The organism is Yersinia sp. KBS0713 (assembly GCF_005937895.2).
Taxonomy (GTDB): domain Bacteria; phylum Pseudomonadota; class Gammaproteobacteria; order Enterobacterales; family Enterobacteriaceae; genus Yersinia; species Yersinia bercovieri.
Map to the genome: position 1 here is coordinate 4,032,038 of NZ_CP042173.1, position 23,658 is coordinate 4,055,695.

Here is a 23,658-nt window from a genome sequence, read left to right on the forward strand (position 1 = left end):
CCAATGCGCGTTTCCCGCGGTTAAGCCGCGACCGGCTAATAAATTTTGTTAAGCCATGCATCATTATCAAATTATCCTTGCACAGCAGCTAAACGGCGCAATACATCCGCACCCGCATCAGAAATCGCTATCAGACGAGCTTCACGCCCCTCGTCCTGATAAGCCAAATGCAGCTCAACATCCGCCTGAGGCAGGAACCCAGCCCCTTGCTGCGGCCACTCCACCAGACAAATTGCCTGTTTATCGAAATAGTCGCGAATCCCCATAAACTCCAGCTCTTCAGGGTCAGCCAGACGATAGAGATCAAAATGGTAAACGGGCCTTGGAGTCAGCGCATAAGGTTCAACTAAGGTATAAGTGGGGCTTTTAACATGCCCAAGGTGGCCAAGGGCCTGAAGGAAGCCACGGCTAAAAGTCGTTTTTCCGGCTCCCAGATCGCCGAAGAGATAAATAACGCTGGCACCATTGAAGGCATGGGCCAAAGTGGCCCCTAATGCAACGGTCGCTGCCTCATCAGGCAAAGGTAAAACGAGTTCTTTCATTCTGTGATATCTATCTTGCTAACTCAGGATTAACGTACTTCGGAATAACTGACAGCAAATCTGTGGCCAGTAAACCCCGGGTGCCTTGAACTTCAGCCAGTTTGTCTGCGGCAACGCCATGCACAACACAACCCGCGCAGGCAGCATCATACAGCACCAGCTTTTGTGCTATCAAACTACCAATAATGCCGGACAGAATATCCCCCATACCACCGGAGGCCATACCCGCATTACCAACATCAGCAATCGCCATCTCGCCCTGTTCACTGGCAATCAGAGTACCAGCCCCTTTCAATACCACCACACCACCATATTGTTTAACGATGTTACGGGCGGAAAGTAAGCGGTCACTCTCAATATCAGCGATGCGGCAACCAAGCAGACGGGCAGCTTCCCCAGGATGAGGGGTCAATACCCGATTCTGACGCTTCAGCGGATTTAATGCCAGTAAGTTGAGCGCATCTGCGTCCCATAATGTTGGTTTATCACTTTGTTGCAATAAATTCAGCGCATTCTTGCCCCAGTCAGATTGCCCCAACCCCGGCCCGACGACCAACACATCGGCCCAGCGAATACTTTGCTTGAGGGCTTCATCGGTTAATTCCTGCACCATCAGCTCAGGGCGAGCGGCCAGAATCGGCGCCACATGTTCAATGTGAGTGAGTACTCGCACTAGCCCAGCACCGCTACGCAGGGCAGCTTCACCCGCCATCCGAATCGCGCCTCCCAGGCCTTTATCACCACCGACCAATAACAGTCGCCCATGCTCCCCTTTATGGGCGCAGGGGCGGCGCGGTTTGAGCCATTGCGGCAGATGCTCAGCGGTCAAACGCTCAATTTGCACCGGTTGCGCGGCGAGCCATTGCGCCAATCCCAAATCATTGCAGTGTAAATGCCCCACCCAATCACGGGCCTGCCCGGTGAGCAAGCCGGGTTTTAGCGCAACAAAGGTCAGGGTGTGGTCCGCACGAATGACTGAACCGGGGGCGGCGCCGCTATCGGCGCTGAGTCCTGAAGGAATATCCAAGGCAATCTTCGCCGCCCGATGGCGGTTTGCGGTATCAATAAGAGTCGCATAAACGCCTTGCGGCGCAGCGCGTAGGCCAATGCCCAACAGACCATCGATAATCAAATCGATATGTGGCGGCCATGATGCATCAGGAGGGTTAATAACACCCCCTGCCGCTAGCCACTGGGATTGTGCCTGATGCGCCTCGGCGGGCAGTGGACGATTGCCCGGACAGGCGATGAGTGTCACATTCAAACCCGCCGCTAATGCGCGGCTAGCCACAATATAACCATCGCCGCCGTTATTACCATGACCACATAAAATTAGCCAATGACGTGCGGCTGGGTACTGTTTACGCGCCAGTTGAAACGCCGCATCACCGGCTCTGACCATCAGATCAAATAGGCTCAGGGAGAGGTGTGCGGCGGCGATAGCCTCATTCTGACGCACCCAGTCCGCAGAAAAAACAGAGTGTGGTAAACTAACCCCGATTTGTTTCTTACTATGGTCCGTCATGGCACACCCCCTCGATTTGAATCAACTAGCCCAACATATCAAGCAATGGGGGCAATCGCTAGGTTTCCAGCAAGTTGGTATTTGCGATACTGATTTGTCTGCGGAAGAGCCGCGTTTGCAGGCATGGCTTGATAAACAATATCATGGCGAAATGGCTTGGATGGCCCGCCATGGAATGTTGCGCGCCCGGCCTCATGAGCTATTGCCAGGGACATTACGGGTGATCAGCGTGCGAATGAATTATCTGCCTGCCAAGGCGGCATTTGCCAGCACATTGAAAGATTCATCGTTAGGTTATGTGAGCCGTTACGCATTAGGCCGTGACTACCATAAATTATTGCGCCAACGGCTAAAAAAATTGGGTGACCAGATCCAGAGCTATTGCCTTGAGCAGCAAGCGATAAATTTCCGTCCGTTTGTCGATTCCGCTCCGATAATGGAGCGCTCACTGGCAGCCAAAGCGGGGATTGGCTGGGTTGGTAAGCACTCACTAATTTTAAATCGTGATGCTGGCTCCTGGTTCTTCCTCGGCGAGTTGCTAATTGATCTGCCGCTACCCGTCGATAAGCCGCAAGAAGAGCAATGTGGCCGCTGTGTCGCCTGCATGACTACCTGCCCGACAGGGGCTATCGTTGCTCCCTACACCGTTGATGCGCGCCGCTGTATCTCTTATCTGACCATTGAGTTGGAAGGGGCGATACCTGAAGAGTTTCGTCCACTGATGGGCAATCGTATTTATGGCTGTGATGATTGCCAGTTGATCTGCCCTTGGAACCGCTTCTCCCAATTAACTGATGAAGAAGATTTTAGCCCGCGTGCCGTGCTGCATACGCCAAAGTTACTGGATTTATTTGCCTGGAATGAAGAGAAATTTTTGCGGGTAACGGAAGGTTCTGCCATCCGGCGTATTGGTCACTTGCGCTGGTTACGTAATATAGCGGTCGCGCTGGGGAATGCGCCCTATCTCGACACTATTGTGTTGGCACTGGAGGCGCGCCGAGGTATACACCCGATGCTAGATGAACATATTGATTGGGCAATATCACAACAATTGAAAAAACGGTCTACACTGATTGTGGATCTTCAATTACCACAGAAAAAACGGCTGGTGAGGGCCATTGAAAAAGGCCTGCCACGCGACGCCTGATCCCCCTTAATAACCTGAAACTAAGTACGGTTAGGTATTGCTGTTTTTTTATTATTTCTGTAATAAATAAGCTCGGACTTTTCCTGTGCATAAAAATAAAAACACCTTGGCAATCAAGCGCAAAAAAAAGCACAAGTGATCGGCATAACGTTTTCATATAAAAATATGTTCAGCTAAATCAAATAGATAGAAAACAGGAAATAGAATCGCTTAAATTATAAGCTGGATATAAAAAGAACAGAAATTGTGGATAACTCTGTTGAAGAAGTTAATACATTGTGTGTAGAGCACGGTGCAGCGCATGACATGGCTGTGGATAATTAATTTAAGATTGAATAAAAATTTTGGAGCGGGAAACGAGACTCGAACTCGCGACCCCGACCTTGGCAAGGTCGTGCTCTACCAACTGAGCTATTCCCGCATTGAGATGCTTTTGCACCCTGCTGTTATGACAGCATTTGACATTTACTTTAAGAAAAACGGCACTAAGAGAGAGAAAAATTTGGAGCGGGAAACGAGACTCGAACTCGCGACCCCGACCTTGGCAAGGTCGTGCTCTACCAACTGAGCTATTCCCGCATCACTTTTATTTCTTTCTACTGCACTGCTTCTCTGTTACTACCCATTTCTTCATTACTGAAAGAAATTGGAGCGGGAAACGAGACTCGAACTCGCGACCCCGACCTTGGCAAGGTCGTGCTCTACCAACTGAGCTATTCCCGCTCGGGATACTATATTTTCGATACTGAATCTGTCTGCGCAGGCTTGCGAATTCTTCATCGGTACGGGGTGCGCATTATACGAGAAATCCGTTTTGCCGCAAGCCCCTGAAAGCAAAAAAATCATTTTTTAGTTTAAGTGCTGATTAAAACAGCAATGTGATGTTTTTACCAGCACCGGTTAATTAAGATTGGATAAAGTGCTCGCGATAGTAGGCCAGTTCTGCCACCGACTCACGAATGTCATCCAGTGCTTGATGGGTGTTCTGCTTCTTAAAACCAGCCAGAATTTCAGGTTTCCAGCGGCGCGCCAACTCTTTTAACGTGCTGACATCCAGATAGCGGTAATGGAAATAGGCTTCAAGCTCCGGCATGTAGCGGAACAGGAAGCGGCGGTCTTGACCCACGCTGTTGCCACAAATCGGTGAAACACCTGCCGGTACCCACTGCTTCAGGAATTCAATGGTTTGCAGCTCAGCATCATGGTCACTGAATGGGCTGGCTTTAACCCGCTCAACCAAACCACTGCCAGTGTGAGTACGTACATTCCACTCATCCATTAGCCCAAGCTGCCCATCCGTTTGATGAACCGCCAGCACCGGGCCTTCTGCCAAGATATTAAGATTAGCATCGGTGACCAGGGTTGCGATCTCGATGATCCGATCTCGTTCAGGATCAAGGCCAGTCATTTCCAGATCAATCCAGATCAAATTATTTTGGTTCTCTGCCATTTTATTTCCTGCCTGTTAACGGGTGAGTCGACCGAACAAAGGGTTAATTGATAAAATTATGTGTATCATAGCCCTTTTGGTCGCAACCAGCGATATATGCGAAATCAAGTGAGGCACAGTGAGTAAGAATAAACTGTCCAAAGGTCAACAACGCCGTGTGCAGGCGAACCATCAGCGCCGACTACGCACTGATAGAAAACCTGAGTTAGATGACTCTCAGCTTGGCGATGCGCAAGAAGGTATCGTAATCAGCCGTTTCGGTCAGCATGCCGATGTTGAAGCCGCCGATGGCGTTCAGCACCGTTGTAATATCCGCCGCACCATCAAGTCACTAGTGACCGGTGACCGTGTGGTCTGGCGCCCCGGTCTGCAAGCGCAGGAAGGTGTGCGGGTTAAAGGTATTGTCGAAGCCGTGCATGAACGGACCTCGGTTCTGACGCGCCCTGATCTTTATGATGGCGTGAAACCGATCGCCGCCAATATCAACCAGATCGTGATCGTATCGGCGATCTTACCTGAACTTTCCCTTAATATTATCGATCGCTATCTGGTGGCCTGCGAAACACTGGATGTCGAGCCATTAATCGTGCTGAATAAGATCGATTTACTGGATGCCGATGGGCGTAAATTCGTTGATGGCATGATGGATATTTACCGTCGCATTGGCTACAACGTGCTCGAAGTCTCTAGCCAAACCCGTGAAGGGATGGAGGCCTTTGAGCAGGCCCTGGCTGGGCGCATCAGTATCTTTGCCGGTCAGTCTGGTGTGGGTAAATCCAGCCTGTTAAATGCCCTGTTGCCACCAACGGATAACGAAATTTTGGTGAATACCGTTTCGGATAACTCCGGTCTGGGCCAGCACACCACTACCGCTGCTCGCTTATATCATTTCCAGCATGGCGGCGATGTGATTGATTCACCGGGGGTGCGTGAATTTGGCCTCTGGCATCTAGCTCCGGAACAAATCACCCAAGGATTTGTCGAATTCCGTGATTACCTCGGTCATTGCAAATTCCGTGATTGCAGCCATACCAATGATCCTGGCTGTGCGCTGCGTGAAGCGGTGGAACAAGGCAAAATTGCCGAAGAGCGCTTTGATAATTATCATCGGATTCTGGAAAGTATGGAGCAGGCGAAACCTCGCAAGACATCAGATAGCGACGAGAAATGATGTTTTAATCGCGGGTCTCCCCTGTAGTACCGATAACCCAAAATAATTGGTGTTGCTGCTAACAGTGCGGCAACACCAAGTAAAAGCGTACTTATCTAATGAGGTCGACGTGCTAGACAGTATCAAAATCAGATTACAATATTTGCTCCCAAAACAGGGCCTGACCCGTTTGGCTGGCTGGGGTGCCGATAAACAGGGCGGCGGGTTGACTCAACTGGTGATCAAAGCCTTTGCCCGTTACTACAAAGTTAATATGAAAGAAGCGCAGGACCCTGAATTCTCCGCTTATCGCAGCTTTAACGAATTCTTTGTTCGCCCGCTACGGGTAGGTGTGCGCCCAATAGTGGCGGAAGATAACCTCTTGGCCCAACCGGCTGATGGCGCAATCAGCCAGTTAGGCGCGATTCGTGATGGGCAAATTCTGCAGGCCAAGGGCCACAACTACAGTCTGGAAGCTCTGTTGGCAGGTAACTATATGCTGGCCGCTGAGTTCCGCAATGGCCAGTTTGTGACCACCTATCTGGCCCCGAGTGACTACCATCGCGTACATATGCCGTGTGACGGTGTGTTACGTGAAATGATTTATGTGCCAGGCGACCTGTTCTCGGTCAATCCATTGACCGCAGCGAATGTGCCGAATCTGTTTGCCCGTAATGAGCGCGTGATCTGTATCTTTGATACTGATTTTGGCCCAATGGCGCAAATTTTGGTCGGTGCCACTATTGTTGGCAGCATAGAGACCGTCTGGGCTGGCACCATTACCCCACCTCGCGAGGGTGTTATCCGCCGCTGGACATACCCTCAAACAGGCACTGAGGGCGCGGTCGTACTGGAGAAAGGGCAAGAGATGGGCCGCTTTAAGTTAGGTTCTACGGTGATTAATCTGTTCGCTGAAGGCAAAGTGTACTTAGCGCCACAGTTAAACAGCGGCGCTATCACCCGCATGGGTGAAGTGTTGGCCGAAGCCGTCCCTACCACTCCGCCGTGCTAGTTTTCTGCTGACGACGTAACTGATGCTGATGTTAAGGAACCCTTACGTGCGCCCAATAATTTCTCGGCTTTTTGCCAAGCTCGTGTCCTTCAGTAAATTCATGATTTCTGGTGTATTACTGTCATTTATCATGTTGCTCTCCCTGCCGCTTCATGCGGTAACCCAGCCCAATGAAGATCAGCTCCGGCAAGAGCTAAAGCAGGCTGAAGCGAATAAAGGGATGGCTAATCAGGCAGAAATTATCCAGGCGCTGCAAGGGGCCTTAAGCTGGCTGGCGGATGCCAAAGAGTCTGACATCCGTGCCCAGCAGTATCAAAAAGCGATTGATGACTTCCCCAAACTGACCCGCGAGTTACGCCAGGAACTGGCGCAGGAGGGCAATAAGCCCCTGCCTGTACCCAGCAACTTATCCACCTCCGAGCTAGAACAACAAGTGCTGCAAATCAGCAGCCAGTTACTGGAGTTGAACCGTCTGTCGCAGCAAGAGCAGGATCGTGCGCGCGAGATTAGCGAGTCTCTCAACCAACTGCCGCAACAGCAATCAGAAGCACGGCGCATTCTGGCCGAAATCAGCACGCGCCTTCAGGCGCAAAGTAACCCAGCAAACCCTGCCGCACAGGCGCAACTGGCGTTACTGCAGGCAGAAGCCGTGGCGCGGAAAGCGAAAGCCAATGAGTTAGAGCTTTCTCAGCTTTCAGCCAATAATCGGCAGGAGCTGTCACGGCTGCGGGCTGAGTTGTACAAAAAGCGCCAAGAGCGGGTGGATACCCAGCTTCAGGCTTTACGTAATACGTTGAATAATCAGCGTCAACAGGCAGCAGAACAGGCGCTGGAGCGCACCGAACTGCTGGCTGAGCAAGGCGGTGATTTGCCTGAATCCATTATCCAGCAGTTGCAGATAAACCGTGAGTTGTCTCAAGCACTGAATCAGCAAGCGCAGCGCATTGACCTTATCTCTTCGCAGCAACGCCAGGCGGTATCTCAGACGCAGCAAGTCCGGCAGGCACTCAGCACCATTCGTGAGCAAGCCCAGTGGTTGGGCGTTTCAACCGCATTGGGCGAAGCATTACGTGCGCAGGTCGCCAGATTACCTGATGTACCAAAATCGCAGCAGTTGGATCGTGATATGGCACAACTGCGGGTTCAGCGTCTGCAATATGAAGATATGCTGGATAAGTTACAGCAGCAAAATACCAAGTTAAAACAAGATGATGGCACACCACTAACCACCGAACAGCAGCGCATTCTGGATGCCCAGTGGCGCACCCAGCATGAATTGCTCAACTCTCTGCTCTCTGGCTATGACTCGCAGATTCTTGAGCTTACCAAGCTGAAAGTGGCGAACAGTCAGTTGGTGGATGCGCTAAGTGAAGTGCGCGAGGCTACGCACCGTTATCTGTTCTGGGTCGCGGATGTCAGTCCGATATCACTCTCATATCCAATTAACGTCGCCCATGACCTGACCCGCCTACTGTCACTGGATACCCTTTCACAGTTGAGCGGCGCATTTGTCATGATGATGACCAGCCAAGAAACATTGCTGCCGATTATTGCCGCCCTACTGTTTGTCTGTTTCAGTATCAGTTCACGCCGCCATTACCATGCCTTCCTTGAGCGCGCCAGTAGCCGAGTGGGTAAAGTCACGCAAGACCACTTCTCTCTGACATTACGTACCGTATTTTGGTCGATTCTGGTGGCCCTACCGCTGCCTGTTTTATGGGCGGCCCTCGGTTATGGGCTGCAAAATGCGTGGTCCTACCCAATGGCGATCGCCATTGGTAATGCTGTCACTGCCACCGTGCCAGTGCTGTGGGTGTTTATGATCAGTGCCGCATTTGCCCATCCTCATGGCCTGTTTATCACCCATTTCCGCTGGTCACCGACACAAGTCGGGCGGGCAATGCGCTTCTATCGCATGTCGGTATGGTTGATTATTCCATTGATGATGGCCCTGATCACTTTTGAGAATTATAACGACCGTGAATTCGCCGGCACCCTCGGCCGATTATGTTTTATCTTGCTGTGTATCGCCTTGAGCCTGGTAACCAACAGCCTGAAACGGGCGGGTATCCCGCTCTATCTGGATAAAAAAGGGTCAGGCGAAAACATTGTTAACTCAGCGCTGTGGGGGCTGTTGCTGTCCGCGCCATTGATTGCCGCACTGGCATCAGCACTCGGTTATCTCACCACCTCACAAGCGCTACTGGCGCGTTTAGAGACCTCGGTCGCCATCTGGTTCTTCCTATTGGTGGTTTACCATATTATCCGCCGTTGGATGCTAATTCAGCGCCGCCGCATTGCCTTTGACCGCGCGAAACAGCGGCGAGCCGATATTTTGGCGCAGCGCGCCCGTGGCGAAGACGACACGCCGCACAATAACAGCACCGAGGGTTCCATTGATGTCGAAGAGCCGGTCATTGATCTGGATGTGATCAGCGCCCAGTCACTGCGGCTGGTGCGATCAATCCTCACCATGATCGCCCTGGTTTCCGTGATTGCCCTATGGTCTGAGATTCACTCCGCGTTTGGTTTTTTGGAAAACATTCGCCTGTGGGATGTTTCATCCACCATTAACGGTATTGAGTCAGTGCAGGCGATCACCATGGGATCACTGCTGATCGCCATTTTGGTGATGATTGTCACCACTCAGTTGGTGCGCAATCTACCCGCCCTGCTGGAACTGGCGCTATTGCAGCATTTGGATCTGACGCCGGGGACGGGCTATGCCATCTCCACCATCACCAAATATTTGCTGATCCTGTTTGGCGGGTTACTCGGTTTCTCAATGCTGGGGATCGAGTGGGCGAAATTCCAATGGCTGGTTGCCGCTCTGGGTTTGGGGTTGGGCTTCGGTTTGCAGGAGATTTTCGCCAACTTCGTCTCTGGCCTGATCATTTTGTTCGAAAAACCGATCCGTATCGGCGATACCGTGACTATCCGTGATCTCACCGGGAGCGTGACCAAAATCAATACCCGCGCCACCACCATCTCTGACTGGGACCGCAAAGAGATCATAGTGCCGAATAAGGCGTTTATTACTGAACAATTTATTAACTGGTCACTGTCAGATTCGATTACCCGTGTGGTACTGACAGTGCCCGCACCAGCTGAAACCAGCAGTGAGGAGGTGACAGAAGTGTTACTGACCGCTGCGCGCCGCTGTACGCTGGTATTGGATAACCCACCACCGGAGGTCTATTTGGTTGATCTCCAGCAGGGGATTCAGATTTTCGAACTGCGAATTTACGCCGCCGAAATGGGCCACCGGATGCCGCTGCGCCATGAGATCCACCAGCTGATTCTGGCCGGTTATCGCGAGCACGGCATTACCCTGCCATTCCCACCATTCCAGGCGCGTCTGGAAACACTGGGACGTGGGCGTGTGGTTTCGTCAAATCGAACTCGCACACCGGGTAGTTTGTAAGATCACTGAGTGAGTAAGAAACAAAAATGCCCTGATCTGTGAAGGATCAGGGCATTTCTTTTAATACCACAGCGGCGCCAAGGACGAGGGGTAACTAGGCTATATTGACCGGGAACGCAATCACATCACTCAACCTTTCCGCATTCAACGCCAGCATCACCAAACGATCAACCCCTAGCGCCACGCCAGAACAATCCGGCAAGCCGTGCTTCAGAGCGGCAATTAGATTCATATCGATTGGGTTCTGCGGCAAACCGCGTTTAGCACGGCTGCGATTATCTTGCTCAAAACGTTGCAGCTGCTCATCACCATCTGTCAGCTCATGAAATCCATTCGCCAGCTCAATGCCTTTGAAGTAAACCTCAAAACGCTCGGCTACACGGTGATCTTCTGTGCTGATCACGGCGAGGGAAGCCTGCGATGCTGGGAAATGGTAAACGAAAGCGGGCTTATCACGGCCAATATGTGGCTCGACCCCGACAGTAAACAGCAGTTGCAGCAGCGTATCGCGATCCTCTTCGGTATCGGCGATATTGCCTAAATCCAATTTTGCTGCCGCTTCACGTAATTGCGCTTTATCTGCCGAGAGTGGGTCAATGCCGAGATGGCGCAGGAAAGCTTGCTGATAAGAGAGGGTTTCCGCGCTATTGCAATCCAGAATTTGCTGCAACAGGTCATCAACCTCATTCATTAAGCGATACATATCATAATGTGGGCGATACCATTCGAGCATGGTGAATTCAGGATTGTGATGACGGCCAGCTTCTTCATTGCGGAAACTGCGGCCCAACTGATAGATAGAGCCACTACCCGCCGCCAGCAGGCGCTTCATGTGGTATTCCGGACTGGTCATCATGTACAGCGTCACACCATCGGCAGCGCCCGGGCCAACAAACCGGGTTTGGAATGGGACTAAATGGACGTCCGTCACTGTCGCTTGGCTCATGGTCGGCGTTTCAACTTCTAATACGCCACGATCGGCAAAAAAGCGCCGGATCTCTGCCATTATTGCTGCGCGCTTCAACAAATTGGCGATAGGTGCACTCGGCTGCCAGCTTGCCGTTTCGCTCATGGTGGTTAACTCCGAAATCAAACAGAGGATGCAGTCTACTCGCATCTACTCCCTCAGACAAATCTCTCCCCCCTCCCGGTGCTTTCGCCGATGAATTCAGCATTTCACTCTGCAAAAAACTTATATACCCAGCAGATCCTGTTTGGGATCACGTTTTTGTTAGTAATGCCCTTGAGACGGTTCAAATAAAACAAAACAATCGATCACGTCAAATTTCTACTACTTAGCATTGGGTATAATTATTCCCATACAAAAAGTAAGAAATAGCTATTCTTAATACCATGATTCTCTTATCGGCTAATAAGTTAGCACGGTAATAATATAAAAAAATTATTAAGAATAGGGATTCACTTTATATACCCAAAATCGCGGGAGTTGCAGCTAACATCGCTGTGCCGCCAACGGCGAGGGGTATAGGATTTTCACTTGAACAATGGAGAAGCGCAGTGCAAACCTTTAACGCCGATCTTGCCATTATCGGGGCCGGGGGAGCTGGTTTACGTGCAGCAATAGCCGCAGCGGAAGCCAACCCTCAGCTGAAGATTGCTCTGATCTCGAAAGTATACCCGATGCGTAGCCATACTGTGGCTGCGGAAGGGGGATCAGCCGCCGTCACGCAGGACCACGATACCTTTGACTATCATTTCCACGACACCGTAGCCGGTGGTGACTGGTTATGCGAACAAGATGTTGTTGACCATTTTGTCCACAGCTGCCCGGAAGAGATGGCGCAGTTAGAAATCTGGGGCTGCCCGTGGAGCCGCAAACCTGATGGCTCAGTTAACGTTCGCCGCTTTGGTGGGATGAAAATTGAACGTACTTGGTTCGCCGCTGATAAAACCGGCTTCCACATGCTGCATACCCTGTTCCAAACCTCGTTGAAATACCCGCAAATTCAGCGTTTTGATGAACATTTCGTTCTGGATATTCTGGTCGATGATGGTCAAGCGCGTGGCGTTGTTGCCATGAATATGATGGAGGGCACCCGCGTGCAAATCCGGGCGAACGCCGTGGTCATGGCCACCGGCGGCGCAGGTCGGGTTTATCGTTATAACACCAACGGCGGTATTGTTACTGGTGATGGTATGGGGATGGCATTCCACCACGGCGTTCCGCTGCGGGATATGGAATTTGTGCAATATCACCCTACCGGCCTGCCGGGTTCTGGCATCCTGATGACCGAAGGTTGTCGTGGTGAAGGCGGTATTCTGGTTAATAAAGATGGTTACCGCTATTTGCAGGATTACGGCATGGGGCCTGAAACCCCGCTTGGCGAGCCAAAAAACAAATACATGGAATTAGGCCCCCGCGATAAAGTTTCGCAAGCCTTCTGGCATGAGTGGCGGGCGGGCCGCACTATCGCCACACCACGTGGTGATGTGGTCTATCTGGACTTGCGCCATCTGGGTGAGAAAAAACTGCTTGAGCGCTTGCCATTCATCTGCGAACTGGCGAAAGCCTATGTCGGCGTCGATCCGGTAAAAGAACCTATCCCAGTGCGCCCAACCGCGCATTACACCATGGGGGGTATCGAAACCAACCAACAGTGCGAAACTCGCATCAAGGGGCTGTTTGCCGTCGGCGAATGCTCTTCTGTTGGCCTGCACGGTGCTAACCGCTTAGGCTCCAACTCACTGGCTGAATTAGTGGTCTTTGGCCGTGTGGCGGGCGAGCAAGCGGCACTGCGCGCCATGGAAACTGGCCCGGCAAATGGTAGCGCGCTGGATGCCCAGACCCGTGACGTCGAAACCCGCCTGAGCAACCTGATGAAACAGGAAGGGACGGAAAATTGGTCCAAAATCCGCGATGAAATGGGGCTGTCGATGGAAGAGGGTTGCGGCATTTACCGCACACCGGAACTGATGCAGAAAACCGTGGATAAGCTGGCCGAGCTGAAAGAGCGCTTCAAACGGGTGAAAATCACTGATAACTCCAGTGTTTTCAACACAGATCTGCTGTACACCATTGAGCTAGGTTATGGCTTAGATGTGGCTGAATGTATGGCTCACTCAGCACTGAACCGTAGAGAGTCCCGTGGCGCACATCAGCGTCTGGATGAAGGCTGCACCGAGCGCGATGACGTTAATTTCCTCAAGCATACTCTGGCCTTCCATACCCCAGGCGGCGCACCACGCCTTGAATACAGCGACGTGAAAATCACCAAGCTGGCACCGGCAAAACGTGTTTATGGTGGTGAAGCCACAGCACAAGATGCGAAAGATGCAAAAGATTTGAAGGATAAGGAGCAGGCGAATGACTGATATGAAAGTCCTGAAAATGGAGGTCATGCGCTACAACCCAGAACGTGATAGCGAACCTCACTTCGAAACCTTTGAAGTACCTTACGATGAGCAAACTTCTCTGCTGGATGCGTTGGGCTATATCAAAGATAATCTGGCACCGGATCTCTCTTATCGCTGGTCTTGCCGGATGGCGATTTGCGGCTCGTGCGGCATGATGGTCAATAAAGTGCCGAAACTGGCCTGTAAAACCTTCTTGCGCGAATATACCGCCGGGATGAAGGTCGAGGCTCTGGGCAACTTCCCAATTGAGCGCGATTTAGTGGTTGATATGACTCACTTTATCGAAAGCCTGGAAGCCATCAAACCTTACATCATCGGCAACGAGCGCAAACCGAAAGATGGCCCGAATAAGCAGACTCCTGCTCAGATGGCGAAATACCATCAGTTCTCTGGCTGTATCAACTGTGGACTCTGTTATGCCGCTTGCCCGCAGTTTGGCTTAAATCCAGAATTTATCGGCCCGGCAGCTATCACGCTGGCTCACCGTTACAATCTGGATAACCGTGACCACGGCAAGAAAGAGCGTATGCCTCAGCTTAACGGTAAAAATGGTGTCTGGAGCTGTACCTTCGTCGGTTACTGTTCTGAAGTTTGTCCGAAACACGTAGATCCGGCGGCTGCTATCCAGCAAGGCAAGGTCGAGAGTGCCAAAGACTTCATGATAGCCATGCTGAAACCACAGTAAGGGAGGGGAGACAAGAATGATGACTAAACGTAAAGCTTATGTCCGCACCATGGCCCCCAACTGGTGGCAAAAACTTGGTTTCTATCGTTTTTATATGTTGCGTGAAGGGACATCGGTGCCGACAGTCTGGTTCAGTGTTTTGATGATTTACGGCGTATTCGCGTTGAAAAGTGGCCCCGCTGGGTGGGAAGGTTTTGTCGGCTTCCTGCAAAACCCATTGGTGCTACTGATTAATATCATTACGTTATTGGCCGCAGTGTTACATACCAAAACCTGGTTTGAACTGGCACCGAAAGCCGCCAATATTATCGTGAATAGCGAAAAAATGGGTCCAGAGCCAGTTATCAAGGCGCTGTGGGTTGTGACGGTCGTGGCTACCGCGATTATTTTAGCCGTTGCCTTACTCTAACCCGGAGGAAAACAAGATGAATCAAGTTCCTAAGCGCTCCGATGAACCTATCTTCTGGGGCCTATTTGGTGCCGGCGGTATGTGGAGTGCCATCATTGCACCTGCGGTTATTCTGTTGGTCGCTATTCTGCTGCCACTGGGTGCCTTTCCAGGTGATGCACTAAGCTATGAGCGCATTCTGGCGTTCTGTCAGAGCTTTATTGGCCGGATATTCCTGCTGCTAATGATTATTCTGCCACTTTGGTGCGGTTTACACCGTATTCATCACGCCATGCATGATTTGAGGATCCACGTCCCTGCGGGGAAATGGGTGTTCTATGGCTTAGCCGCCATTCTGAGTGTGGTTGCCATCATTGGTGTCCTGACACTGTAATCACTGACGCTCCATCAACGGCCTGCACCTCTGCGGGCCGTTTTTTTTTGCTATCCTGCCAATAACTCAGATTCATCCATTTGCTTCCTCCATAGATGATAGTTATTCTCAATGACAAGCTACCGCCTGAAAATGAGGAATACCAATGCGCCTGTGGTCAAAATTATCTGTATTGATGGCAACCCTGCTCTCTGTTGCTTGCAGTGTCACGCCGCCAAAAGACGTAAAAATCGTCGATAACTTCCAATTACCTCGCTATCTCGGCACATGGTATGAGATTGCTCGACTGGATCACTCTTTTGAACGCGGGCTAGACCATGTCACCGCCAATTACTCGCTCCGTGACGATGGTGGCGTAAAAGTGATTAATCGAGGCTATAACGCAAATAAGCAGCAATGGCAGGAGAGTGTAGGGAAAGCCTATTTTATTGGCTCCCCACAACAAGCCTCACTTAAGGTCTCATTCTTCGGGCCTTTCTATGGCGGCTACAATGTCATTGATTTAGATGATGAATATCAGCATGCCTTAATTGCTGGCCCGAACCGAGATTATCTGTGGATTTTATCCCGTACGCCGACCATTGATAGCCAAACACGCGATCGTCTGGTCGCCGTAGCAAAGAATTATGGCTTCCCGGTAGAGGATTTGATCTGGGTTAAGCAGACGCCAACTTCAACCCAATAATCCCCGCCAAAATCAGCCCCAAACTAAACACGCGTGCCAGGCTGGCGGACTCCCCTAACAGCACAATGCCTAAGATAGCTGTACCTACCGCACCGATACCGGTCCAGACCGCATACGCGGTGCCAGCCGGTAGCGTCTTCATTGCATAGGCCAACAGAAAAACACTCGCCGCCATCGCCACAATGGTGATAACACTGGGTGCCAGCCGCGTAAAACCATGGGAATACTTCAGGCCGATGGCCCAGATAACCTCTAATAAACCTGCAATAACCAGAATAATCCAAGCCATGGTAACCACCTCGCTTAGGCGGGGTCGTCCCCGGAAAACAGATGCGTGCTCAGGTCGTCCCGAACAGCCGAAAGAATAGAGGGATAAATTACCACCATCAATAATAAGCGGCAATATATTCAGCATGGGCATGGGAGATGCGGGGAGTCATTTGTGGCAAAAAATTCGGCGGGAAACACCGCCGATGACAGTATAAAAACCGCTTATTCAGCGCTACGCTCAATCGCGCTACCCGCACTTTGAACATCTTTACCCACACCCTTCGTGGTGTTACAGGCACTCAATGAAGAGATAATCAACAATGAGAAAATAATCGCGATGCTTTTCTTTACCATTATGAAAGTTCCTTATAGAGCTCTAGACATATTCGCTTTATAAGCATAGTCATAAAAACAGCATTGCGCTTTTCTCAGGCTTAAGCTACAGCAAAACCGAGTAATGCCAATCAACTCAGCTCAGATAGCAGAAAACCGCGTTTAAGCGGTTTTCTTTAATTCTCAGCACCGCTTATTTATTAAGCTTACTTAACGCGAGAAACATATTCGCCAGAGCGGGTATCAACTTTGATGATTTCGCCAACCTGTACGAATAATGGCACTTTGACCACTGCACCTGTGCTCAGTGTCGCAGGTTTACCACCGGTACCGGCAGTATCACCTTTCAGACCTGGGTCAGTGTCAACGATTTCGAGTTCAACAAAGTTTGGTGGAGTGACGGCGATAGGCAGGCCATTCCACAGAGTTACGATACATTCAGCCTGATCAACCAGCCATTTGCCGTTATCACCAATCGCTTTTGCATCAGCTTGCAGCTGTTCGTAAGTCTCGTTATTCATGAAGTGCCAGAACTCACCATCATTGTACAGGTAAGTCAGGTTCAGGTCGTTAACGTCAGCGCCTTCCAGTGAATCTGTTGATTTGAAGGTCTTTTCAACACGCCCGCCAGTCAACAGACGGCGCATCTTAACACGTGCAAAAGCCTGGCCTTTGCCTGGTTTTACGAACTCGCTGGACTCAACCGAATAAGGCTCGCCCTCGAACATGATTTTAAGACCGGGACGAAAATCGTTGCTATAATAACTGGCCATGATGGTCCTCAAGAAACTGGTAGTAAGCCTAAAAAATGGCAAGTATTGTAACCCGAAACATGCCAATTAGAGAAGATTGGTTGCAACAACTCGCCGATGTAATTACCGATCCGGACGAATTGCTAAGAATTCTGTTCTTAAATGAGCACCCTAACCTGCAACAAGGCAGTGCGGCACGTCGTTTATTCCCGCTTAGAGTACCACGGGCGTTTGTCGCACGTATGCAGCCAGGTGATCCATTCGACCCTTTATTACTTCAGGTGCTCACCGCCCGTGAAGAGTTTATCGCGGCCCCCGGTTTTACCAACGATCCGCTTGATGAACAGCGCAGTGTCGTGCCCGGCTTGTTGCATAAGTATCGCAACCGCGCGCTATTACTGGTCAAAGGCGGTTGTGCCGTCAATTGCCGCTACTGTTTCCGCCGCCATTTCCCTTATCAGGATAACCAAGGCAATAAAGCCAATTGGCATCAGGCGCTGGATTATATCCGCCAACATCCTGAGCTGGATGAGATCATCTTTTCGGGCGGCGACCCATTGATGGCTAAAGACAGTGAGTTGAGCTGGTTATTGGATGAACTAGAAAGCATCAGCCACATCAAACGGTTGCGAATCCACACACGTTTGCCGGTCGTGATCCCTGCCCGAATTACTGCGGCTCTGTGCCAGCGGTTGAGTGATTCACGATTGCAGGTGTTGATGGTCACACATATAAACCATGCCAATGAAATCGATCAGCCCTTGCGAGACAGTATGGCACAACTGAAACAGGCGGGTGTCACGCTATTAAACCAGAGCGTGCTGCTGCGCGGCGTCAATAATGATGCAGAGGTACTGGCAACATTGAGTAATGCTTTGTTTGATGCAGGGATTTTGCCTTACTACATTCACGTCCTAGATAAAGTGCAAGGTGCTGCTCACTTTATGGTCGATGATGATGAGGCGCGACAATTAATGAAAGGCTTGCTCAGCCGCGTATCCGGTTATTTGGTCCCACGTCTGGCACGAGAGATCGGCGGGCAACCCAGTAAAACACCACTGGACCTGCGATTAATGCAGAGTGAGTAACCAAACAATAAAGGGATGCCATGGCATCCCTTGTTTCAACTCGTACCTCAGCTTATCAAGGGCACTTATAAACTTCGCCAACCATTTTGCTGTCTAGTGGCGCAAAGCTTGATAAGAAGGTTTCGCTCGGGCTGGTCGCACCATAAATCACGTTACCCCCCATGGCAGCTGCTTTATTACGCAAGTCATTTGCTGCACCGCGCATAGAGCTGCTTTCACCGCCGCCACCTGATAACCAGTTGCTCTGAACCCCAGTCACCTGACCGACCAACTGACATTCACTACCCGGTTTGGTATCGGAGAACTTCACTTGCTCGCCTGCCGAACTCAATTGGTTAGTGGAGCTACAACCTGCCAGCAACAGCGCTGCTGAAAGACCAAGTAACACTTTAATCCGCATTTTTTTCTCCATTCTAAGTTGAGAATCACGCTAAAGATTACCAGAAAGCACCGCCGCCGCTTAGGCATCCGTTGCCGAAATTATCCAGATACCCAATATCGAGACTGATAGCCAATAGTTTACACATTAAATTAGCGCAGAAGCTAAAAAAAGTCCTGTCATCATCTCACCGAATGAAATAAAACCGCTTTTAGGGCGTTAGATTGCAAAAATTTGAATCAGAAAAGACCGAGTATGATGCTCTATTGGGACGGGGTTATGACAGGTTTGGAAATAGCAGGTTTAGTCATCATAAATAAAATAAAAGCGAGCAGGTTACCCCACTCGCTTTTATCAACAGCTTTACCTTCGGTTGCCATTATCTAAACGGTAACCGAAAGATTGGGAGCATTACATCATGCCGCCCATGCCGCCCATACCACCCATGCCGCCAGCGCCCATATCACCGCCTTTGTCATCACGTGGCAGGTCAGTGATCATGCACTCGGTGGTGATCATCAGGCCAGCAATAGAGGCTGCGTACTGCAGAGCAGAACGAGTCACTTTAGTTGGATCCAAGATACCCATCGCGATCATGTCGCCGTACTCTTCGCTGTATGCGTTGTAACCGTAGCTACCTGAACCCGCTTTAACGTTGTTCGCGATAACTGAGGCTTCTTCACCGGCGTTAACCACGATCTGACGCAGTGGAGATTCCATCGCGCGCAGAGCAACTTTGATACCTACGTTCTGGTCTTCGTTGTCGCCTTTCAGGCCAGAAGCAGTGATAGCAGATGCCGCACGAATCAGTGCAACACCACCACCAGCAACAACGCCCTCTTCTACTGCGGCGCGGGTTGCGTGCAGAGCATCTTCAACACGTGCTTTCTTCTCTTTCATTTCAACTTCAGTTGCGGCGCCCACTTTGATAACGGCAACGCCGCCAGCCAGTTTAGCAACACGCTCTTGCAGTTTTTCTTTGTCGTAGTCAGAAGTCGCATCTTCAATTTGCTGACGGATCTGAGTAACACGGCCCTGAATTGCAGCTTCGTCGCCTACGCCATCAATGATAATGGTAGTGTCTTTGTTGATAACAATACGTTTTGCCTGACCCAGATCTTCCAGAGTGGTTTTTTCCAGTTCCAGACCGATCTCTTCAGAGATAACAGTACCGCCAGTCAGAGTTGCGATGTCTTGCAGCATAGCTTTACGACGATCGCCGAAACCAGGTGCTTTAACAGCAGCCACTTTCACGATACCGCGCATGGTGTTAACAACCAGAGTCGCCAACGCTTCGCCTTCAACGTCTTCTGCAATGATCAGCAGTGGTTTACCCGCTTTCGCTACTGCTTCCAGTACTGGCAGCATTTCACGGATATTAGAGATTTTCTTGTCAGCCAACAGGATGAATGGGCTTTCAAGTTCAATCGAACCCGTTTCTGGTTTATTGATGAAGTAAGGAGACAGGTAGCCACGGTCGAACTGCATACCTTCTACAACGTCCAGTTCATCTTGCAGACCAGAACCCTCTTCAACGGTGATAACGCCTTCTTTACCTACTTTTTCCATCGCCTGTGCAATCAGCTCACCCACGGTTGAGTCAGAGTTCGCAGAGATGGTGCCTACCTGAGCGATAGCTTTAGAATCAGAGCAAGGTACAGACAGTTTTTTCAGTTCTTCAACCGCAGCGATAACTGCTTTGTCGATACCGCGCTTCAGGTCCATTGGGTTCATGCCGGCCGCAACTGCTTTCAGACCTTCAGTGATAATGGATTGAGCCAATACAGTTGCAGTAGTGGTACCGTCACCCGCCGCGTCATTCGCTTTAGAGGCAACTTCTTTAACCATCTGTGCGCCCATGTTCTCGAACTTGTCTTCCAGTTCGATCTCACGTGCAACTGATACACCGTCTTTGGTGATAGTTGGAGAGCCGAAAGACTTATCCAGAACTACGTTACGGCCTTTCGGGCCTAGGGTCACTTTCACTGCATCAGCAAGGATGTTTACGCCGCGTAGCATTTTGATGCGTGCGTCGTTACCGAATTTTACGTCTTTAGCTGCCATTGGTATTTCCCTTAACTCGTTCAGTTCAGAAGATTAGAGAGCGTGATTACGCTTCAACAATTGCCAGAATGTCGCTTTCGGACATGATCAACACTTCTTCATGGTCGATCTTCTCTGACTTCACGCCATAACCATCGTTGAAAATAACGATGTCGCCTACTTTCACATCCAGCGGCTTGATCTCACCGTTATCCAGGATGCGACCATTGCCGACTGCCAGAACTTCACCACGGGTAGATTTACCCGCTGCAGTGCCAGTCAGAACGATGCCGCCAGCAGATTTGGATTCAACTTCTTTGCGCTTGACGATAACGCGGTCATGCAATGGACGAATTTTCATTGATAGCTCTCCTATGAGAAGGTCCGTATCAGATTTAGGATTAATATCGGTCTGCCTTCATAACCGATACCGTGGCTTTCTAAATGGGGGCGATCTCTTATCGCTTCAAGGGAGAGGACAAAAAAAAATTCATTTTTTCTCGCCTGAAAGTGGGTTGTTTTATCCACTTCATCACCCTTACCCAAAGAAAAACCTGTCATTGACATTATAAACTTATGATTAATAAACAAGCCATTAGCAAGGAACTACTGCTTACCTATCATCTTTAAAACGATTATCTGTAGATTTATCATCCTCATCCGGACGGTGCTCTACAGTGTAGCGATCATCGGCTTTACGCTGAAACTCGCCGTCAAAGGTATTTCCGCCCCCCATTGGGCCGCTGCCTGTACCAAAACCGCCGCCACGATAAATGTTCAGATGTGGCATCAACTTTAGCGTCAACGATTTTTGAATCGGTGGTAACAGTAGCAGCAAGCCGAGGAAGTCGGTGAAGAAGCCGGGGATCAGTAACAAGAAGCCAGCTAAAATCAGCGAAACACTCTTAACCATTTCTGCTGCGGGGCTTTCACCGGCAGCCAGTTTTTGCTGCATCTGCATAAAGGTTTTGATCCCTTGGTTGCGCACCAGAGATATCCCCACGCAGGAGCTAAGGATCACTAGCAGCAGGGTCACTAAGACACCCAGCACAGCTGCGACCTTGATAAATATCGATATTTCTATGTATGCCAATAAAAATATCAGCGCTAACGGTAACCAACGCACCGCGTTCTCCTTATTCCAATCATTCAGTACCCCTCATCAGGTAACCCTGCCTGACAGATACCATGAAAACCTTAACCCAACTGGTGCTGACTCGCCCTTATTTCCCCTTAGTTACGGATTTAGGCGTCAGCTCCCCCTTCAATCTGGGTTGACCTCAATGAAGTGGTGGTGGTTGACAAGCTTTTCAAGCTGAGGAGATACTTTTATTACTAATTAGTCTAACTGTGAGTGAAATCACAGATATCAGATCATCTCAATTAATTACGACCATATAGTGATCCTAGTTCAAGGCTTTTTATTATTAGGCAGCATATGATCCTGTCAGCAATAAGATGAATGGTTAATCTTTCCGCATGAAAGGTGCAACACGGCATCATATTGCGTCCACGGCGGTATAATTTAGTTAACAAATACAAAACAAGACAGCACATTAGAGAAGGTTCTCATGTCAAATAACATTCGTATTGAAGAAGACCTGTTAGGTACACGAGAAGTCCCCGCAGAGGCTTACTACGGTGTTCATACCCTGCGTGCGATTGAAAACTTCTATATCAGTAACAGCAAAATCAGTGATGTTCCAGAATTTGTTCGCGGCATGGTTATGGTTAAAAAAGCGGCGGCAATGGCGAACAAAGAGCTGCACACTATCCCTCGTAAGATTGCTGACATTATTATTCAGGCATGTGACGAAGTTCTGGATAAAGGGAAGTGTATGGATCAGTTCCCGGTAGACGTGTTCCAAGGCGGCGCCGGTACCTCTTTAAACATGAATACCAACGAAGTTCTGGCCAATATTGGTCTGGAACTGATGGGTCACCAGAAGGGGGAGTATCAATACCTTAACCCTAACGACCATCTGAACAAATGTCAGTCCACCAACGATGCCTACCCAACCGGCTTCCGCATTGCGGTCTACGCCTCCATTATGAAGTTGATCGACGCTATCAATGAATTAGGCGAAGGTTTCGGTAGAAAATCCAAAGAATTCGAGAAAATTCTGAAAATGGGGCGCACCCAGTTACAGGATGCTGTACCAATGACGCTGGGTCAGGAGTTCCGTGCTTTCCAGGTGCTGCTGAACGAAGAGACTAAAAACCTGCAACGCACTGCAGAGTTGCTACTGGAAGTTAACCTAGGTGCTACCGCTATCGGTACTGCGCTAAATACACCAGAGGGTTACTCCGAACTGGCAATCAAAAAACTTTCTGAAATCAGTGGCTTGCCATGTATTCCAGCAGAGGATTTGATTGAAGCGACCTCCGACTGCGGTGCTTATGTGATGGTGCATAGCGCCCTGAAACGTCTGGCCGTTAAGATGTCAAAAATCTGTAATGACTTACGTCTGCTGTCATCAGGTCCACGTACTGGTTTGAATGAGATCAACCTGCCAGAGTTGCAGGCCGGCTCTTCAATCATGCCAGCTAAAGTGAATCCAGTGATTCCAGAAGTGGTTAACCAGGTCTGTTTTAAGGTGATCGGTAACGACACTTGCATTACTATGGCGGCCGAAGCAGGTCAGCTCCAGTTGAACGTCATGGAGCCAGTGATTGGCCAGGCAATGTTTGAGTCCATCCATATCCTGACAAATGCTTGTTACAACCTGTTGGAAAAATGCATTAACGGCATTACTGCCAACAAAGAGGTTTGCGAGCGTTACGTCTTTAACTCCATCGGTATCGTCACCTATCTCAACCCATTCATTGGCCACCATAACGGTGACATTGTGGGCAAAATCTGTGCGGAAACCGGTAAAAATGTACGGGAAGTGGTTCTGGAACGCGGCTTATTAACTGAAGCCGAGCTGGACGACATTTTCTCTGTTGAGAATCTGATGCACCCGGCCTATAAAGCGAAACGTTATACCGATGAAAATGAACAATAAAATAATCA

22 protein-coding genes and 3 tRNA genes are annotated in these 23,658 nt (G+C 50.0%); 11 read left to right on the plus strand and 14 right to left on the minus strand.

Annotation, left to right across the window (positions count from 1 at the left end; translation table 11 throughout):
* Nucleotides 1–71 precede the first annotated feature (71 nt).
* Both tsaE and nnr read right to left on the minus strand, forming a co-directional pair.
* Nucleotides 72–542 (minus strand): tRNA (adenosine(37)-N6)-threonylcarbamoyltransferase complex ATPase subunit type 1 TsaE, encoded by a 471-nt coding sequence (gene tsaE / locus FFE93_RS19130; RefSeq protein ID WP_004875470.1) that lies wholly within the window; start codon nt 540–542, stop codon nt 72–74.
* A 10-nt stretch (nt 543–552) separates the two neighbouring features.
* Complete coding sequence (gene nnr, locus FFE93_RS19135; protein WP_138775790.1) at nt 553–2,067, minus strand: bifunctional ADP-dependent NAD(P)H-hydrate dehydratase/NAD(P)H-hydrate epimerase; 1,515 nt, start codon at nt 2,065–2,067, stop codon at nt 553–555.
* Between nnr and queG the strand changes: the two genes are divergently transcribed.
* Nucleotides 2,066–3,214, plus strand: coding sequence for a tRNA epoxyqueuosine(34) reductase QueG (queG, locus tag FFE93_RS19140; protein ID WP_138775792.1), 1,149 nt, complete (start codon nt 2,066–2,068; stop codon nt 3,212–3,214). The genes nnr and queG overlap by 2 nt on opposite strands.
* Nucleotides 3,215–3,559: 345 nt before the next feature.
* Here queG and FFE93_RS19150 read toward each other — a convergent pair.
* The 4 genes from FFE93_RS19150 to orn form a co-directional block, all read right to left on the minus strand.
* A tRNA-Gly gene (locus tag FFE93_RS19150) sits at nt 3,560–3,635 on the minus strand.
* An 82-nt stretch (nt 3,636–3,717) separates the two neighbouring features.
* Nucleotides 3,718–3,793, minus strand: a tRNA-Gly gene (locus FFE93_RS19155).
* A gap of 68 nt (nt 3,794–3,861) precedes the next feature.
* Nucleotides 3,862–3,937: transfer RNA gene (locus tag FFE93_RS19160), tRNA-Gly, on the minus strand.
* Nucleotides 3,938–4,118: 181 nt separating this feature from the next.
* On the minus strand, nt 4,119–4,664 hold the full coding sequence (orn, locus tag FFE93_RS19165) for an oligoribonuclease (protein WP_138775796.1): 546 nt from the start codon (nt 4,662–4,664) through the stop codon (nt 4,119–4,121).
* Nucleotides 4,665–4,782: 118 nt separating this feature from the next.
* Here orn and rsgA point away from each other — a divergent pair, with 118 nt between their 5' ends.
* From rsgA to mscM, 3 genes are all read left to right on the plus strand, one after another.
* Nucleotides 4,783–5,835, plus strand: coding sequence for a small ribosomal subunit biogenesis GTPase RsgA (rsgA, locus tag FFE93_RS19170; protein WP_005275771.1), 1,053 nt, complete (start codon nt 4,783–4,785; stop codon nt 5,833–5,835).
* Nucleotides 5,836–5,944: 109 nt separating this feature from the next.
* Entirely contained in the window at nt 5,945–6,826 is an 882-nt protein-coding gene (gene asd / locus FFE93_RS19175) for an archaetidylserine decarboxylase (RefSeq protein ID WP_049602978.1), read from the plus strand.
* A 46-nt stretch (nt 6,827–6,872) separates the two neighbouring features.
* Entirely contained in the window at nt 6,873–10,250 is a 3,378-nt protein-coding gene (gene mscM, locus FFE93_RS19180; RefSeq protein ID WP_409994326.1) for a miniconductance mechanosensitive channel MscM, read from the plus strand.
* Nucleotides 10,251–10,344: 94 nt separating this feature from the next.
* Here the strand turns inward: mscM and epmA are convergent, their stop codons facing one another.
* A complete protein-coding gene (gene epmA, locus FFE93_RS19185) occupies nt 10,345–11,322 on the minus strand; it encodes an elongation factor P--(R)-beta-lysine ligase (RefSeq protein WP_049602977.1) in 978 nt (325 codons plus the stop codon).
* Nucleotides 11,323–11,768: 446 nt separating this feature from the next.
* Between epmA and frdA the strand changes: the two genes are divergently transcribed.
* From frdA to blc, 5 genes are all read left to right on the plus strand, one after another.
* Nucleotides 11,769–13,583, plus strand: a complete 1,815-nt coding sequence (gene frdA, locus FFE93_RS19190; RefSeq protein ID WP_005275784.1) for a fumarate reductase (quinol) flavoprotein subunit — start codon at nt 11,769–11,771, stop codon at nt 13,581–13,583.
* Nucleotides 13,576–14,310: a succinate dehydrogenase/fumarate reductase iron-sulfur subunit gene (locus FFE93_RS19195; RefSeq protein WP_032898196.1), complete on the plus strand. Its 735-nt coding sequence runs from the start codon at nt 13,576–13,578 to the stop codon at nt 14,308–14,310. The genes frdA and FFE93_RS19195 overlap by 8 nt, the downstream gene beginning before the upstream one ends.
* 16 nt (nt 14,311–14,326) lie before the next feature.
* A complete protein-coding gene (gene frdC, locus FFE93_RS19200; protein WP_005275791.1) occupies nt 14,327–14,719 on the plus strand; it encodes a fumarate reductase subunit FrdC in 393 nt (130 codons plus the stop codon).
* Between the two features lie 16 nt (nt 14,720–14,735).
* On the plus strand, nt 14,736–15,092 hold the full coding sequence (gene frdD / locus FFE93_RS19205; RefSeq protein ID WP_004873939.1) for a fumarate reductase subunit FrdD: 357 nt from the start codon (nt 14,736–14,738) through the stop codon (nt 15,090–15,092).
* 145 nt (nt 15,093–15,237) lie between these two features.
* The gene (gene blc / locus FFE93_RS19210; protein WP_049602976.1) at nt 15,238–15,777 is read left to right on the plus strand and encodes an outer membrane lipoprotein Blc; all 540 of its coding nucleotides are present in this window, start codon (nt 15,238–15,240) and stop codon (nt 15,775–15,777) included.
* On the opposite strand, the gene sugE is transcribed toward blc, so the two are convergent.
* From sugE to efp, 3 genes are all read right to left on the minus strand, one after another.
* A complete protein-coding gene (sugE, locus tag FFE93_RS19215; protein ID WP_032898197.1) occupies nt 15,749–16,066 on the minus strand; it encodes a quaternary ammonium compound efflux SMR transporter SugE in 318 nt (105 codons plus the stop codon). The two genes, blc and sugE, sit on opposite strands and share 29 nt — an antisense overlap.
* A 203-nt stretch (nt 16,067–16,269) precedes the next feature.
* Nucleotides 16,270–16,401, minus strand: coding sequence for an entericidin A/B family lipoprotein (locus tag FFE93_RS19220; protein ID WP_005275796.1), 132 nt, complete (start codon nt 16,399–16,401; stop codon nt 16,270–16,272).
* A gap of 185 nt (nt 16,402–16,586) precedes the next feature.
* Nucleotides 16,587–17,153, minus strand: coding sequence for an elongation factor P (efp, locus tag FFE93_RS19225; protein ID WP_032898198.1), 567 nt, complete (start codon nt 17,151–17,153; stop codon nt 16,587–16,589).
* Between the two features lie 35 nt (nt 17,154–17,188).
* On the opposite strand from efp, the gene epmB reads away from it, so the two are divergent.
* Nucleotides 17,189–18,220, plus strand: coding sequence for an EF-P beta-lysylation protein EpmB (gene epmB, locus FFE93_RS19230; RefSeq protein ID WP_138775798.1), 1,032 nt, complete (start codon nt 17,189–17,191; stop codon nt 18,218–18,220).
* A gap of 55 nt (nt 18,221–18,275) precedes the next feature.
* Here epmB and FFE93_RS19235 read toward each other — a convergent pair whose 3' ends face one another.
* From FFE93_RS19235 to FFE93_RS19250, 4 genes are all read right to left on the minus strand, one after another.
* Nucleotides 18,276–18,620, minus strand: a complete 345-nt coding sequence (locus FFE93_RS19235) for a DUF4156 domain-containing protein (RefSeq protein WP_032898200.1) — start codon at nt 18,618–18,620, stop codon at nt 18,276–18,278.
* 390 nt (nt 18,621–19,010) lie between these two features.
* Nucleotides 19,011–20,663 carry a chaperonin GroEL gene (gene groL / locus FFE93_RS19240; RefSeq protein WP_005275816.1) on the minus strand — a complete coding sequence of 551 codons (1,653 nt, stop codon included), beginning with the start codon at nt 20,661–20,663 and terminating at the stop codon, nt 19,011–19,013.
* 46 nt (nt 20,664–20,709) lie between these two features.
* The gene (locus FFE93_RS19245; RefSeq protein ID WP_004391824.1) at nt 20,710–21,003 is read right to left on the minus strand and encodes a co-chaperone GroES; all 294 of its coding nucleotides are present in this window, start codon (nt 21,001–21,003) and stop codon (nt 20,710–20,712) included.
* A 252-nt stretch (nt 21,004–21,255) separates the two neighbouring features.
* Nucleotides 21,256–21,768, minus strand: coding sequence for an FxsA family protein (locus tag FFE93_RS19250; RefSeq protein WP_049602974.1), 513 nt, complete (start codon nt 21,766–21,768; stop codon nt 21,256–21,258).
* 445 nt (nt 21,769–22,213) lie between these two features.
* On the opposite strand from FFE93_RS19250, the gene aspA reads away from it, so the two are divergent.
* On the plus strand, nt 22,214–23,650 hold the full coding sequence (gene aspA, locus FFE93_RS19255) for an aspartate ammonia-lyase (protein WP_004873951.1): 1,437 nt from the start codon (nt 22,214–22,216) through the stop codon (nt 23,648–23,650).
* Nucleotides 23,651–23,658: the final 8 nt, after the last annotated feature.

Excerpts from the sequence above, each read along its gene's own strand:
- tsaE (WP_004875470.1), bottom strand. The coding sequence starts at position 542 with ATGAAAGAACTCGTTTTACCTTTGCCTGATGAGGCAGCGACCGTTGCA.
- queG (WP_138775792.1), top strand. The coding sequence starts at position 2,066 with ATGGCACACCCCCTCGATTTGAATCAACTAGCCCAACATATCAAGCAA.
- nnr (WP_138775790.1), bottom strand. The coding sequence starts at position 2,067 with ATGACGGACCATAGTAAGAAACAAATCGGGGTTAGTTTACCACACTCT.
- orn (WP_138775796.1), bottom strand. The coding sequence starts at position 4,664 with ATGGCAGAGAACCAAAATAATTTGATCTGGATTGATCTGGAAATGACT.
- epmA (WP_049602977.1), bottom strand. The coding sequence starts at position 11,322 with ATGAGCGAAACGGCAAGCTGGCAGCCGAGTGCACCTATCGCCAATTTG.
- FFE93_RS19195 (WP_032898196.1), top strand. The coding sequence starts at position 13,576 with ATGACTGATATGAAAGTCCTGAAAATGGAGGTCATGCGCTACAACCCA.
- frdC (WP_005275791.1), top strand. The coding sequence starts at position 14,327 with ATGATGACTAAACGTAAAGCTTATGTCCGCACCATGGCCCCCAACTGG.
- frdD (WP_004873939.1), top strand. The coding sequence starts at position 14,736 with ATGAATCAAGTTCCTAAGCGCTCCGATGAACCTATCTTCTGGGGCCTA.
- blc (WP_049602976.1), top strand. The coding sequence starts at position 15,238 with ATGCGCCTGTGGTCAAAATTATCTGTATTGATGGCAACCCTGCTCTCT.
- sugE (WP_032898197.1), bottom strand. The coding sequence starts at position 16,066 with ATGGCTTGGATTATTCTGGTTATTGCAGGTTTATTAGAGGTTATCTGG.
- FFE93_RS19220 (WP_005275796.1), bottom strand. The coding sequence starts at position 16,401 with ATGGTAAAGAAAAGCATCGCGATTATTTTCTCATTGTTGATTATCTCT.
- efp (WP_032898198.1), bottom strand. The coding sequence starts at position 17,153 with ATGGCCAGTTATTATAGCAACGATTTTCGTCCCGGTCTTAAAATCATG.
- epmB (WP_138775798.1), top strand. The coding sequence starts at position 17,189 with ATGGCAAGTATTGTAACCCGAAACATGCCAATTAGAGAAGATTGGTTG.
- FFE93_RS19235 (WP_032898200.1), bottom strand. The coding sequence starts at position 18,620 with ATGCGGATTAAAGTGTTACTTGGTCTTTCAGCAGCGCTGTTGCTGGCA.
- groL (WP_005275816.1), bottom strand. The coding sequence starts at position 20,663 with ATGGCAGCTAAAGACGTAAAATTCGGTAACGACGCACGCATCAAAATG.
- FFE93_RS19245 (WP_004391824.1), bottom strand. The coding sequence starts at position 21,003 with ATGAAAATTCGTCCATTGCATGACCGCGTTATCGTCAAGCGCAAAGAA.
- aspA (WP_004873951.1), top strand. The coding sequence starts at position 22,214 with ATGTCAAATAACATTCGTATTGAAGAAGACCTGTTAGGTACACGAGAA.